Origin of the sequence: Parabacteroides hominis (assembly GCF_014287585.1) — a bacterium.
GTDB lineage: Bacteria > Bacteroidota > Bacteroidia > Bacteroidales > Tannerellaceae > Parabacteroides > Parabacteroides hominis.
The window spans coordinates 13566-27187 of sequence record NZ_JACOOJ010000049.1 but is presented as its reverse complement, the minus strand read 5'-3'; the positions used below and the strand labels follow the sequence as shown (position 1 = coordinate 27187).

The 13622-nt window shown below is 48.9% G+C and carries 15 protein-coding genes; 5 read left to right on the top strand and 10 right to left on the bottom strand.

The features are described from left to right. Positions 1-121: 121 nt before the first annotated feature. Positions 122-691, bottom strand: a complete 570-nt coding sequence (locus H8S65_RS18900) for an RNA polymerase sigma-70 factor (RefSeq protein WP_186931385.1) — start codon at positions 689-691, stop codon at positions 122-124. 243 nt (positions 692-934) lie between these two features. Here H8S65_RS18900 and H8S65_RS18895 point away from each other — a divergent pair, with 243 nt between their 5' ends. Together H8S65_RS18895 and H8S65_RS18890 are read left to right on the top strand one after the other, a co-directional pair. After that, positions 935-1144 carry a hypothetical protein gene (locus H8S65_RS18895; protein ID WP_186931384.1) on the top strand — a complete coding sequence of 70 codons (210 nt, stop codon included), beginning with the start codon at positions 935-937 and terminating at the stop codon, positions 1142-1144. 33 nt (positions 1145-1177) lie between these two features. Continuing rightward, entirely contained in the window at positions 1178-3415 is a 2238-nt protein-coding gene (locus H8S65_RS18890) for a GH92 family glycosyl hydrolase (protein WP_186931383.1), read from the top strand. On the opposite strand, the gene H8S65_RS18885 is transcribed toward H8S65_RS18890, so the two are convergent. Genes H8S65_RS18885 through H8S65_RS18875 form a run of 3 tightly spaced genes read right to left on the bottom strand, consistent with a single transcriptional unit; the run spans position 3384 to position 4908 of the window. Next, complete coding sequence (locus tag H8S65_RS18885) at positions 3384-4139, bottom strand: biotin--[acetyl-CoA-carboxylase] ligase (RefSeq protein ID WP_186931382.1); 756 nt, start codon at positions 4137-4139, stop codon at positions 3384-3386. The two genes, H8S65_RS18890 and H8S65_RS18885, sit on opposite strands and share 32 nt — an antisense overlap. Beyond that, the gene (locus tag H8S65_RS18880; RefSeq protein WP_186931381.1) at positions 4132-4488 is read right to left on the bottom strand and encodes an MmcQ/YjbR family DNA-binding protein; all 357 of its coding nucleotides are present in this window, start codon (positions 4486-4488) and stop codon (positions 4132-4134) included. Before H8S65_RS18880 ends, H8S65_RS18885 begins: the two co-directional genes overlap by 8 nt. 54 nt (positions 4489-4542) lie before the next feature. Beyond that, on the bottom strand, positions 4543-4908 hold the full coding sequence (locus tag H8S65_RS18875; RefSeq protein WP_186931380.1) for a YraN family protein: 366 nt from the start codon (positions 4906-4908) through the stop codon (positions 4543-4545). Between the two features lie 70 nt (positions 4909-4978). Here H8S65_RS18875 and H8S65_RS18870 point away from each other — a divergent pair, with 70 nt between their 5' ends. Together H8S65_RS18870 and H8S65_RS18865 are read left to right on the top strand one after the other, a co-directional pair. Then, entirely contained in the window at positions 4979-5206 is a 228-nt protein-coding gene (locus H8S65_RS18870; protein ID WP_186931379.1) for a hypothetical protein, read from the top strand. Further along, on the top strand, positions 5203-5646 hold the full coding sequence (locus tag H8S65_RS18865) for a nucleoside deaminase (RefSeq protein ID WP_186931378.1): 444 nt from the start codon (positions 5203-5205) through the stop codon (positions 5644-5646). The genes H8S65_RS18870 and H8S65_RS18865 overlap by 4 nt, the downstream gene beginning before the upstream one ends. 5 nt (positions 5647-5651) lie before the next feature. On the opposite strand, the gene H8S65_RS18860 is transcribed toward H8S65_RS18865, so the two are convergent. From H8S65_RS18860 to H8S65_RS18840, 5 genes are all read right to left on the bottom strand, one after another. Further along, positions 5652-5918 (bottom strand): DUF4834 family protein, encoded by a 267-nt coding sequence (locus H8S65_RS18860; RefSeq protein ID WP_186931377.1) that lies wholly within the window; start codon positions 5916-5918, stop codon positions 5652-5654. Positions 5919-5970: 52 nt separating this feature from the next. Then, entirely contained in the window at positions 5971-6675 is a 705-nt protein-coding gene (locus H8S65_RS18855; protein ID WP_186931376.1) for a CDP-alcohol phosphatidyltransferase family protein, read from the bottom strand. A 9-nt stretch (positions 6676-6684) separates the two neighbouring features. Next, positions 6685-7347 carry a phosphatidylserine decarboxylase family protein gene (locus tag H8S65_RS18850; RefSeq protein ID WP_148476630.1) on the bottom strand — a complete coding sequence of 221 codons (663 nt, stop codon included), beginning with the start codon at positions 7345-7347 and terminating at the stop codon, positions 6685-6687. Between the two features lie 72 nt (positions 7348-7419). Beyond that, positions 7420-10647, bottom strand: a complete 3228-nt coding sequence (locus H8S65_RS18845) for a UvrD-helicase domain-containing protein (RefSeq protein WP_186931375.1) — start codon at positions 10645-10647, stop codon at positions 7420-7422. A 4-nt stretch (positions 10648-10651) separates the two neighbouring features. Beyond that, the gene (locus H8S65_RS18840) at positions 10652-10996 is read right to left on the bottom strand and encodes a translation initiation factor (RefSeq protein ID WP_186931374.1); all 345 of its coding nucleotides are present in this window, start codon (positions 10994-10996) and stop codon (positions 10652-10654) included. A 130-nt stretch (positions 10997-11126) separates the two neighbouring features. Here H8S65_RS18840 and H8S65_RS18835 point away from each other — a divergent pair, with 130 nt between their 5' ends. Beyond that, positions 11127-13025: a sensor histidine kinase gene (locus H8S65_RS18835; protein WP_186931373.1), complete on the top strand. Its 1899-nt coding sequence runs from the start codon at positions 11127-11129 to the stop codon at positions 13023-13025. 111 nt (positions 13026-13136) lie between these two features. Here H8S65_RS18835 and ispF read toward each other — a convergent pair whose 3' ends face one another. After that, the gene (gene ispF / locus H8S65_RS18830) at positions 13137-13613 is read right to left on the bottom strand and encodes a 2-C-methyl-D-erythritol 2,4-cyclodiphosphate synthase (RefSeq protein ID WP_186931372.1); all 477 of its coding nucleotides are present in this window, start codon (positions 13611-13613) and stop codon (positions 13137-13139) included. Positions 13614-13622: the final 9 nt, after the last annotated feature.

Here is a 13622-nt window from a genome sequence, read left to right as displayed (position 1 = left end):
ACAAAAAATCTTATGCCGAAAGTTACATAAACTTTGGGTAATAACAAAGTCCGAGCTTGGGAAAGTTCGGACTTTGCGCATAAAAAAAGAGGATGCGACGGTTTTGACACACCCTCAACTATCAGCAGAAGAATTTCGGGAAGAATGCCAGTAAAGGGAAATAATCCTTTAAGGCTACGCGCAAAACTTTCAAGGCTTTGGTGATGTGGAACTCCACCGTTTTCGTCGAGATGCCCAAGGCTGCGGCGATCTCTTTATGGCTTTGGTTGTTGTAGCGGCTGCGGACAAAGATGTCGCGCGTCTGTTCGGGCAATGTTTTCAATGCCTTGTCGACAAGCGCCTGCAACTCGTCGGAAAACAGTTTTTCGGGATTGCAGGCTTCGAGGGTAGCGATGCGCAGGTTCAGTTCCCAAGTGTCGCAATCCTTCAAGTATTCGACAATCTCCTCCCGTGTACGCAAGCGTTGCAGGTAATTCAGGCATTTATGCTTGATGACAGTCAGGATGTAAGCCGGGATATTCGAATCAGGCGCAAGGTTTCCCCTGTTTTCCCAATAATACATCAGGCTTTCGATCGCGATATCTTCCGCAATCATGCTGTCGCCGACATACGTATTGGCAAAATGGACAAAACGACTTTTATAGTCAGCAAACAACTGATTAAAAGAATATATCTCAGATCCGCCTTTCATACATGTGCTTTCAAATCGCCGATAAAGATATAACTTTTTCATCTGTTCCACGAGATTTATCCAATTAAAAACGTTTTTACAATCGTCACCTCCACTTGCATATCAACGATAGCGGGATTGTTCATTTTGATTTATTCAGGTTATCAATCCGAACATTTACCGGCATTTATCCGTTAAATAGAAAGAAAGATAAACATAAATCATATTTTTTCTCTAAGTTTGCATTTAAATACGAAAAATCCGATGAAGAAAGTAAACATAACTACCGCTGTTCTATTGATTTACCTGATCGTTATGAGCATAATCGGCTGGCCGGGCAAACAGGCCGATCCGGATTATGTGCAGTACTTTTGTGTAATCGGGGCGACTATCCTCGTGATCGGCCTGTTGCGTTTCCTGCAGATCAAACGGCTGAAGATCCGGGAAAAGATGAAAGACGGAAAAAAGGAGTAACGAAGTTTAATTGCAAATATAAAATTCTAATTCATGAAGGACCTTGTGATCGGACTGTCCCTGTTAGGGATGGTCAGTGCGTGCAGCCCTGCACCTCAGGCAAAAGACAATGTCGAAGAAGACTATTGCCAGTATGTTAATCCCTTTATCGGAAATGCGGACAACGGACATACGTTTCCGGGTGCTTGCGCCCCTTTCGGCCTGATACAGGCAAGCCCCGAATCCGGAGTCGGCTCCTGGAGATACTGTTCGGGATATAATTATGATGATAACTTTATCGAAGGTTTCGCCCAGACGCATTTGAACGGAACGGGTTGCCCGGACTTGGGCGACATCCTGTTGTTCCCGTTCAGCGGCGATATAAAAGACAATACTTATAAAAGCGAATACGACAAATCCACCCAGAAAGCATCGCCGGGTTATTATGCCGTCACCTTGTCCGACTACGGTGTGGATGCGGAGATTACGGCTACCGCCCACACGGCTCTCCATCGCTATAAATTCAACAACGAAGGGCCGGCACGCCTGCTGGTCGACCTGCAACGCGGTATGGTCGGCAGCAAGGAAGCGCTGAAGACGCATGTCTTAGAGGCCGAGCTCGAAATGCCGGACAACCAGACGATCACCGGACATAACCAGACCCGCGCCTGGGTGACGCGCCATTATTTCTATGTGATCAAATTCGACCATCCTTATACGGTCAAGGAAGAACTTCCCGCCGAGAAAGGAGAAAAGGCGAAACGCCTGATACTCGAATTCGACACGAAACCGGGCGAAGCCGTACAGGTAAAAGTCGCCATGTCGAGCGTAAGTGTCGACGGGGCTCTCGCCTCCCTGCAAAAAGAAAATCCGGCATGGGATTTCGATGCTGTCCACCAGGCCACACGCGACCAGTGGCAGGCACTCCTTTCCCGCGCCCAGGTTACAGGCACGACGGATGAAAAGACAAGTTTCTACACCTCCATGTATCACCTGATGATGCAGCCGAACAACATTGCCGACATCGACGGACGATACCGCGGCATCGACGACAACATTCATACCTCTCCGACAGGCGAATACTATTCCACGTTCTCACTTTGGGATACCTATCGCGCCGCTCATCCGCTGTACACGATCCTGAATCCGGACAAGGTAGACGCCATGATCCAGACGATGCTGGACCACCAGAAGATACAGGGCTTCCTGCCGATCTGGGCTTTGTGGGGTAAAGAAAACTTCTGTATGATCGGCAATCACGCCATTCCGGTAATCGTGGATGCTTACCTGAAAGGATTCAAAGGGTTCGATGCGGAAGAGGCTTACCAGGCAGTCAAGGCGAGTGCTACCGTCAGCCATTTCAACTCCGACTGGGAAACATTCGAGAAATACGGTTACTTCCCGTTCGATATCATCGACACCGAATCGGTTTCCAAGACTTTGGAATGTGCTTACGACGACTATTGTGTAGCCCAGATGGCAAAAGCGTTAGGCAAGACGGAAGATTACGAACATTTCTCCAAACGTGCCGCATTCTATAAGAACCTCTTCGATCCGCAACTCAAGCTGATGAGAGGAAAAGATTCCAAAGGCAACTGGCGGACGCCGTTCAATTCCTTCCTGCTCTCGCACGCCAGCTCTTCGGGTGGCGACTTCACGGAAGGCAATTCCTGGCAGTACACCTGGCACGTACAGCACGATGTACAAGGCCTGATCGACTTGATGGGCGGCAACGAGGCTTTCGTGACCAAGCTCGACTCGCTGTTCTTCCTCGAAAGCACGGCCGAAAACACAGGTTTCGTTTCCGACGTGACCGGCCTGATCGGACAATATGCGCACGGCAATGAGCCCAGCCATCACGTAGCTTACCTTTACAGCTATGCCGGCCATCCGGAAAAGACGCAGCAGGTGATCCGCGAAGTCTTCGACCGCTTCTACCTGGCCAAACCGGACGGACTGTGCGGCAACGACGACTGCGGCCAGATGTCCGCCTGGTATATCTTCTCGGCTATGGGCTTCTATCCGGTCGACCCGATCAGTGGCGAATATGTTTTAGGTGCTCCTCAGATAGAAAAGATTTCCTTGTCTCTCCCCGAAGGCAAGACCTTCACTGTCGAAGCCAAAGGTTTGTCCAAAGCCAACAAGTATGTCAAATCCATAGAACTGAACGGCAAGCCGGTAACCGGCCTTACAATCAGCCACAAGGATGTCATGAATGGCGGAAACCTGGTGTTCACAATGACGGACCAACCGGGACGTCTTACCGGGGGACAACGGTTGCCACCTCTTTGAAAGCATACCTTCTCCGTTCGCCATCAGGCAGACGGAGAATCAAATGGCCGGTCGGTTCGATGGCGTGGATACAGGCGTCAAACCGGCCGGTCGCATCAATATAAGAATAATAGCCGTCACCATGATACAGGGCAGCTATATAGGCAGCGCGGATTTCTTCCTCTTTCTCCTGCAATAAGAGGAAATAGTAGTTAAAGAAGATACGCAGGAAGCGGGCCAGGACTTCTTCGCGATCGTACGTCTTGCCCGTAATCTGAGCCAGCGAGACGGGGTTGGGGGCATCGCTGCGGAATATTTCCTGGTTGATATTAAGCCCGATACCGATTACCGAACAATAGAGATGCACACCGGACAGATCGTTCTCGATCAGCATTCCACATATCTTACGGTCTTTCCAGTAAATATCGTTCGGCCATTTCACGGTAATGGAATCCGTATACCCCTCCAGCGTCTCCTTCACACTCAGGGAAGCGATCTGGGAAATCAGGAACTGGCGGTTCGCGGGAAGGAAATCAGGATATAAAAGGAGACTGAACATCAGGTTTTTCCCGGCTTCCGACTCCCATGAATTTCCGACCTGTCCTTTTCCGGCTGTTTGAAAATCGGCTATGACAAGGCTGCCTTCCGGCAACCTGGCTTTTGCACATTGTTCCCGCAGGTAGTTATTGGTCGAGTTCGTCTCGGCGAGCCGGATGATCTGCGGCGTTTCGTTTTTGTTATTCATTTTCGTAGGCTTCTCTTATTTTCTTCGGCAACTTGGCGATCACCTCGCGATAAGAATGATGGATCCAGTGCTTGATCTCGCCGTCCGGCATATCCCGGCCGAGATAGATGGTGTTCCAGTATTTCTTGTTAAAATGATAAGCGCCTTCCACTGCCGTATATCGTTCGCGCAGATCTTCGATATAATCGGTGCTGCATTTCAGAGACACACACGGTTCGTCCGCGTCCAAAGGCAGAAGCAGGAACATCTTTCCTTCTACCTTAAACACCAGCGAAACATCGTCGAAAGGGAAACACTCTGTCGCATTCTTCAACGACAAGCAATATTCCCTGGCTTCTTCTATATTCATTATGACTATTTTGTTGTTATTTGGCTTACATATCTGTTATTTCCCCCGTATTCGCTACTTGCAAGGAGCATAGAACGCGTCATCGATATGATCGATTTCGTATTCCTTTCCCTTTTTTATTACGGTTATGATGTCGAAACGGACCGGCAGTTCGAGATTGAAAAAGCGGACATACGCATCGGCTGCCGCCACGATACGGCGTATTTTGGGAGCATCGACCGCCTCTTCCGGCGCTAAAAGATAATCTTCCGAACGTGTTTTTACCTCGACTACTACCAGGCAGGCATCTTTGACAGCGACAATATCCAGCTCATAATGATGCCAATGCCAGTTCGTATGTGTAATCCTGTAGCCCTGCTTTTCTAAGAAAGCACGTGCGACCGACTCACCGTCTTTTCCTGTCTCGTTTCGTTTTGCCATTCCCTGTAATTTGCACAAATATAACGTTTTTCTTTTTTATTTGCGCTTTCACCCTTACATTTGCAAAACTATGACACTGAAACGTAAATATTCATCTCCGCAACCGAATCACCCGCGCGTGCACAAGGTCACTTTTATGCTCAACGACGAGGAGCAGAAGGCCGTGGAGCGTTATCTTGCCAGGTATAAAATCATCAACAAATCCCGTTGGTATCGCGAGACAATCCTGTCCCATATACTTAAAACCCTGGAAGAGGATTATCCGACCCTCTTCAACGAAAACGAAATGAGAAGATGATCGACCCGTTCAACGACGAATATTTCATGAAGCAGGCGCTGATAGAAGCCCGCGCTGCAGCCGATGAGGGGGAAGTTCCCGTCGGAGCCGTTATCGTATGCAATAACCGGATCATAGCCCGCGCCCACAACCAAACGGAACGTCTGAACGATCCGACCGCCCATGCCGAGATGCTGGCAATAACGGCGGCAGTCGGTGTCTTAGGAGCCAAGTACCTGACCGGATGCAGCCTTTATGTGACGGTGGAACCATGCGTGATGTGTGCCGGCGCGATCGGTTGGTCGCAACTGAGCAAGATCGTCTACGGAGCTTCAGACGAAAAAAGAGGCTTCCAGCAATACGCACCGAAAGCCTTACATCCAAAAGCGACAGTCAAAAAAGGGATTCTCGAAAACGAATGCGCCGAAGAAATGCGCAACTTCTTTCAGCGCAAGCGCTGAACAGCTTATTTGACTTCCTCATAGTCCACATACTCCCCTTCATCTTTCGCAAAGATCTTTTTACGGGAGGCCTGTGAGGCATATTCGTCACGTGCAGAACTGTTGCTACGCGCATCGGAAGAGTAACCGCTTGTTTGACGGCGTTGTTCACCCTTCTTTCCGCTACTTCCGCTTCCGAACAGGATATTTTTAAAGGTACGCAAGATAGAGAATCCCATTAGAAAGACTAACAGGATAAAGAAGAAGAACATAACAAACAAAAACTTAAACATATTCCGTCACTTAGTTGGTTCATTACACAAACACAAAGATACGAATTCTTGTTTATCTTCTTTTGTTAAAAAAAGACAAGGTTATATAGAGAATGATTGTTCCGGCAATGCCCAGAACGCCAAAGAGAGCCACAAAGATCACTGCCCCAGCTACTAAAATATAGCGAAGCTCGTTGCCTTTCCAGGCCAACGACTTTACTTTCAATGAAAACATCGGAACCTCCGACACCAGCAAAAACGAAAACAGGATCGCCACAACTATCGTTCCGGCAATAAACTCGATGCTGTCCATCGGTACGGCAGAATTAAACGCATACCCGATAGACGCCCAGAAAAGAGCATGAGCCGGGACAGGCATACCGATAAAAGAAGTGGTCTGCCTTTCATCGATATTGAATTTGGCAAGGCGCAACCCGGAAAAGACCGGTATCACCAAAGCCATATACGGGACATAACCAGCCGCCTCCCCCAAAGCAGGAGTCGTCATACACGCTTGCTCCAACAGCCAATAGACGATCATTCCGGGAGCAACCCCGAAGCTGACCATATCGGAAAGGGAATCCAATTCCTTCCCCATCGGAGAATAGGCGTGCAGAGAGCGGGCGGCAAAACCGTCGCCGAAATCGAAAACGGCTGCAATGACGATCCACAGGGTCGACATCGGCAAGTTTCCCCTCAACGCCATAATACAAGCGATACAACCCGATATCAGGCTGCAGCAGGTAACAAAATTAGGTATGCTATTCTTGATGCTCATTTATTTTTCTTATTTTCCCAAACGGGCTATCGGAGTCTGGTTACCGGTAACCTTCTGATCCATTTCAACCAGGACTTCCGTCCCGACAGGCAGGTAAACGTCTACACGCGAACCGAACTTGATGAAGCCCATCTGCTCGTCCACATGGCATTTCTCGCCGACTTTGGCATAGGTCACGATACGCCGTGCCAACGCACCCGCAATCTGGCGTGCCAATACATCCACCCCGTTACGGGTTGTAATGACAACTGCCGAACGCTCGTTCTCCGTGCTACTCTTTGGCAGGTAGGCGGCACGGAAACGCCCGTTCTGATGTGACACGTGCTTGACAGTCCCGTTCACCGGGAACCAATTGGCATGCACATTGAAAACGGACATGAATATGGATATCTGCAAGCATTCCCTGTGCAGGATTTCATTCTCCATCACTTCTTCGATCGCCACGATCGTACCGTCGGCAGGGGCGATCACCAGCCCTTCAGAATCATACGGGAAGCGGCGGAACGGGCTGCGGAAGAAGTTAAGTACCAACAAGAACAAGACTGTGGTGACGAAAGTCGTGGCATAGAACACCCAACCTCTACCAACAGTATGATACAGCGCAACATCCACGACAAAGAATATCGTGAAAAGCGTTAATAATAGCCCTGTTCCTTCTTTATGTACTTTCATTCTTTAATTCAATCGAGTATTTATCGTAAGAATTTGCAAAAATATTCATTTTTACCGAATAACAAAAATATATCACCCTTTCACGGCTTCTATTTTGTTTAATTCAACATACCAAAGGAAACCTTCTACCTCGTCATAGCCCATTTGCCGGATCAGTTTCAGATAGTTCCTTACCTGGCTGTGATAACGCTGGTCGGCGTGTTCTCCAAACTTATAGTCGACCACGACAACGCGCCTACCGGTGATCATCACACGGTCCGGACGTTTGGACAGCCCTTTGCCGAACAGGATATCGACCTCGTTCAACACACGTGCCGCCCCGTCATACCAAGAGGCGGCTTCCGGCAGGTTCAACAACTCTTCCAAACGGTTGACAAGAGTCGTTGCCTCTTCTTTGTCGATAACTCCCTCCAGACGATATCGTTCGACAGCCTGCGGAATATCCTTCCGCGTACGAATGCGGCTCAACACCTCGTGCATCAAAGCCCCGTGTTTACGACGGGCATTATCGAAGAAATAGCCTTTGCCATGCAGACGTAATTGCAAACGATCGTCCGGGGAGATGGAGCTAAGACGCGCCATCCCGATCTCCTGAATGTCCCTGTTCTCTTCCTTTGCAGCCGGTTGCCACCAGTCGCCCAGCTCGAACACGCCTGTCCCGGTATTGAAAGCGGCAGGCAGCGAGATCAGTTTCTCGCCATCCCGCGTATCGGGCATATCCGTACGCAGGCCCGCCCACAAGGCGTCGGTCAAAGTCGATATCTTTTCCACTTCACCGGTTTCTTCCTTAATCTTCTTCGGACGCGGAGAGAAAACGATCAACTCCTCTTTCGAACGGGTAAAAGCGACATATAACGTATTCAGGTTGTCGATAAAGGCATGCAAGCGTTCCTTAAAATAATCGCCGGCAAAAATCGTCTTTCCCAACGACTGGCTGTAGCGCACGGGAACCAAATGCAGGCGATCGAACGGTTTCTCTTCCGGGTGACACCAGAGGATCACCGGTTTTGTCGGCTTATGGTCGATCTCCCAATCCCCGAAAGGAATGATTACGACCTTAAAACCCAGTCCCTTCGACTTATGGACCGTGAGGATGCGGATCGCGTTCTGCCCGTCAGGCGTGGCAATCGTTTTCCGGCAACCCGTTTCGTCCCACCATTTCAGGAAACGGTTCAGGTCCGCGCTCTCTTTCTGGGTATATTCGGACACCATATCCAGGAAAGCCTGGACAAATACCTGCTCATTTTCGGGAAAATCGGCGGCAAAAAGGCGGAACAGACCTTCCGTTATTTCATAGAGGGATTGCCGGGAAAGAATTTGCAAAGCAGAGGCGATTTCCGGCGGAAAAGCCGAAGTTTCCACGCCGAATATCCCCTTCAACACCTGATAAGAATATAAGGCGATCTGCTCGTTCGTCCGGTCTTCGGGATTCTTGAGGTAGCGCAACAGGGAAACCATGAAGCGGACAGCCGTCGAACCACTGACAAACAGAGCCTCATCCGAAATAATATCGTAGTTGTAGCGGTCGGAAGGATGCTCTTCTTTATAGGTCAGCAAGGTATCTGCTACCTGCGCCCCTTCCTGGTTGGTGCGGACAAGAACCGCAATGTCTTTTAGCACATATCCGTTATCCTGCAATTTCTCCAACACGCCGGGCAAACGTTCGAGGGCTTCCTCTTTCCAATCCTTGTCGTCATCGCCGGAAAGAAATTCAATCCGCACATGCCCGTCTTTCTGCTTGAAAGGAGGAGGAACCTGTTGAAAACTTTTATCGTATGCGGACATGATCTTAGTGAAAAAAGCAGCGCGCTGTTCCTCGCTTAGGGAAGAAACGGACAGCGTTTCATTATATAATGCCTGTAGGACACCCGGAAGTGTCGTAAAAAGGGCATTGTTAAACTCCACGATATTCCGGCAACTGCGCCAGTTGTCCTTCAGCGTTTCTTCGCGTACTTCTTCAGGAGAAAAGTCGGATTGCACCTGTTCGTCCAGCAACTTCCAGTCCGAGTTACGGAAACGGTAAATACTCTGCTTCACATCCCCTACGATCAGGTTGTCCCGGCTATGTGCAAGGCTCTCTTCGATCAGGGGACGGAAGTTATTCCATTGCATTCCGCTGGTGTCCTGAAACTCGTCTATCATATAGTGGTCGACATGCGTACCGGTCTTTTCGTAAATGAAAGGAGCGTCGCTGCCTCCGATCACCTTATTCAGCAATTCGGTCGTGTCGGCAATCAACATCACATTCTTTTCTTCCCGGTAGGCGGCTATCTGGCGGGACACATCAGTCAAAATACCTAACGTATAATAATAACGGACGATTTCACGGGCTGTATTATAGGCAGTCAGATTATTGAACAGGGAAATGATCCCTTTGATGCAATCGTTCAAACCATCCTCAAAAGCACATCCGATGATCTGCCGGGTTCCGAGCGAAACCGTTTTCGTGAAACATCCGTCCAGGTTATCCGCCAAACCGATAAAAGTAGCGGACGGCTCTTTCATCTCTCCTTGCACCAACCGCTCGAAAAGCGTCAGGGGCGAACGGCTGCCTCCTTTAAAATCGGTGACTTTGAGCCCGTATTTATTCAGGATCGCCAGCCCCCGTTCGCCTAATTCTTTGGCTGCCGTTTCCACAGAGCGGATGATGCCGTACAGATCGTTCTTATAGTCGTCCAGCGCTTTCTTATCTTCTATATCCCGGCCAACCTCATCGCTGAAAGCCTTATAACTTTCCTTGAACACTTCCCGGCTCAAGGCCATGATGTCTTTACGGAGATTCCATTCCCCTCCGTTTTCGATCTTATCTTCTGCGAACCGGAGCAACCAGCCTAACAAGTCCTTGCTTTCGGGCTTTTCGAGATCCGACAGCAGGTTGTCTATAGCTGTCGTCAGCACCAATTCCTGATCCATTTCAATCCCGTAGCCGCCCTGCAAACCGATCTCGCGCGTAAAGGCACGCATGGTCTGCTGGAAAAAGCGGTCGATCGTACTGATATTGAAAGCGGAATAATCGTGCAGGATATCGATCAATATTTTAGTCGCCTGTTTCCGTACCTGAACCTCCGTCAACGAATAGACGGACTTCAGCAATTCCACATAATCCGACTTTTTGCCGGACGCTAAGTTGTACAGTTCATCGACAATACGGGTTTTCATCTCGTCCGTCGCCTTGTTGGTAAAGGTCACGGCCAAGATACGACGAAAAGCGCCCGGCCCCGTAAACAGCAAAGTCAGATATTCACCGGTCAGCTTGTGCGTCTTCCCGGCTCCGGCGGAGGCTCTGTAGACTGTCAGCATACGATCAGATTATACGGCTTTTGGCATAGCCTTCTTTTTGTAATATTTCCAGCACTTTAGGACGCAGGTCGCCCTGTACGATGATTTCCCCGTCTTTGGCCGAGCCGCCGACACCGCATTTTACTTTCAGGAACTTCCCAAGTGCTTCCAGATCGGCAGTCGTCCCCCGGAAACCGGTTATCAATGTCACGGCCTTGCCGCCCCTGTTCCGCTTATCCAAAGCGATACGCAACTGCTGCTTCTCTTTCGGAAGCGTTTCTTCTTCCTCTTCGTTTTCCGTGTTATATTGAAAATCCGGGTTCGTAGAATACATGACTCCCAGACGGTCCTTCCAGTCGTTACTCTTCATATTTCATCTTTACTTTATGGGGTCAAATCTACAAATTAACGCTGGGATAAACAAGATTACGGACATTATTGCATATCTTTGTACATACTTAGAGATTATCAAGGGCACTAATCATCTAATTCAATCAGGAATGAATAAAGCCAGTCTACTCATCATATTTTTTATCCTGTTATTGTGCAGTCCGGTACTTCACGCCCAACAGGATCGCGCCAAAGACTACATATTGGTGCTTCACTCTATCAATTTCAGGGAGACATGGACACATCAGGCCTATGAAGCGATTCGCACCACACTTACCCATGACGGGATTCCGGTAAAAGGAGAAGAGTTGCAGATTCCGCTAATCAAGGATACGGCCGAAATCAACTGCAAAGTGGATTATTTGCGGCAACAATATCCTTTTCCCCCGAAAGCCGTCATTTGCATCGGTGATCCGGCATGGCTCGTCAGCCGGCCTCTTTTTGATAACGAATGGAAAGACGTTCCGAGCCTCATCTGCTACTCGCAAGGCATGGTTCCCCGCAATATAGAAGCGATGGTCGACCGCAATCTCGGATTCCGGGGAGCAATGATCCCCACTTCAGAAATGATCAAAGGCTATAATGTCACGACCTTGCGGCAGCCGCTTTACGTCCGGGAGACGATCGAGACTATCCGGAAGATACAACCCGAACTGAAGAAAATCGCCTTTATCTGCGACAACCGTTATATCAGCTTCGTCACGTGCCAGGAGCTACAGAACGTATTGGAAGAACAGTATCCGGATCTTGAACTGGATGTCCTGTCGTGGCCGAAACTCTCGACGGAAAACCTGTTGGACACGCTGACGACTTACAACAATAAGAATGCCGCGATCATCTACTACTCCTGGTATGCGATCCCTCAAAAAGGGGAAAACCATTATTTGGTGGACAATGTGCAGAAGATGACGAGCAGCTTCTCCAATACGCCGGTCTATCTGATCGTCGACCTCGACATCAAGAACGGGAATTTTGCGGGCGGACATTATATCTCCATCGAAGACTTCAACGATGCGATTATCACCACCATACGGGAAATCCTGGCGGAAGGGGATGCTTTTGTCCCTTGCGACCGGATCGGAGGCAGTCCTAAAACATATTTGAACTATCAGCATTTGTATGCACATGGCATCAACCCTTCCTTTTACCCGAAAAATGCCGTGTATTTTGACGAACCTCCCACATTCTTCGAAAAGTATAAAATCCCGATCATTTGCGGGATTATTATCTTTATCCTGTCGGCTTCCATCGTCACTTTGCGTATCCGCCTTCTTATCCAGAAAAGGAAAACACAAAAAGAACTACGGGAAAAAGAGAAGATAGAAGAGGCCAATCTCCTGAAAACCGCTTTCTTAGCCAATATGAGCCATGAAATACGGACACCCCTCAATGCGATCGTCGGCTTCTCCAACCTCATCGCCCAGGGGGAAATAGAGGAAGAAGACAGGGAAGAATTCCGCAAGATAATCGAGACGAACAACGAACTGCTGCTGCAACTCATCAACGACATTCTCGACCTATCCAAGATCGAGGCGGGCAAGATGGACTTTACCTATAGCGACATAGATGTTTCAGGCATGTTCAACCGCCTGGAACAGGTCTTCTGCAATAAAACCAAGCCGGGTGTAAAGCTGATCTGCGTCCTGCCGGAGAAGAATTGTTTTATCCATTCCGAAAAGAACCGGCTGATGCAGGTGGTCACCAATTTCCTGACAAACGCCTGCAAATTCACGTTCAAGGGTTCCATCACAATGGGATATGAAGAGATCGAAGGCGGCCTTCGCTTCTATGTTTCCGATACGGGGAAAGGGATTGCAGAAGAGAACATCCCGCATGTGTTCGAACGGTTTGCCAAATTCGACATGTTCATCCAGGGAACGGGACTCGGTTTATCCATTTGCCATACGATCATCGATTACCTGAAAGGGGAAATCGGAGTAGTATCGGAAGAAGGTGTGGGTAGTACGTTTTGGTTTACCATTCCCTGTGAAGTAAAAGTTTCAGTATAATGAAACTTTATTTTCTCCGGCATGAAAATAAAGTTTTCCTTACATGAAAATAAATTTTCACCTAAGGGAAACTCCTGAAAATATTTGAGGGAAAGAGCCGGAAGCGGCAGGCTATTTCTGTATCAGTACCGTTGCGTAGGCAGCTATTCCTTCCTGCCGCCCGGTAAAGCCTAACTTCTCGGTTGTCGTCGCCTTGATGGAGATATCGTCGACATCCACTTGGAGGACTTCGGCCATCACCCGCTTCATTTCGGGGATATGAGGATTCAGTTTGGGACGTTCGGCGGCGACGGTCGCATCTATATTGCCCAGCGTATATCCGGCATCACGGAGCAGTTCCATCGTATCGAACAACAGGATCTTGCTGTCAATGTCCTTGTATTCTCCTGCCGTATCGGGAAAATGATAACCGATATCGCGCATATTGGCTGCACCTAACAAGGCGTCGCAGATAGCATGAATCAAGACATCCGCATCGCTGTGCCCTTGCAAGCCCATCGTATGCTCTATTTTCACTCCGCCCAGCCACAAATCACGTTCCGGAACCAGCGCATGCACATCATATCCAAAACCCACCCGTATCTTCATCACTTTCAA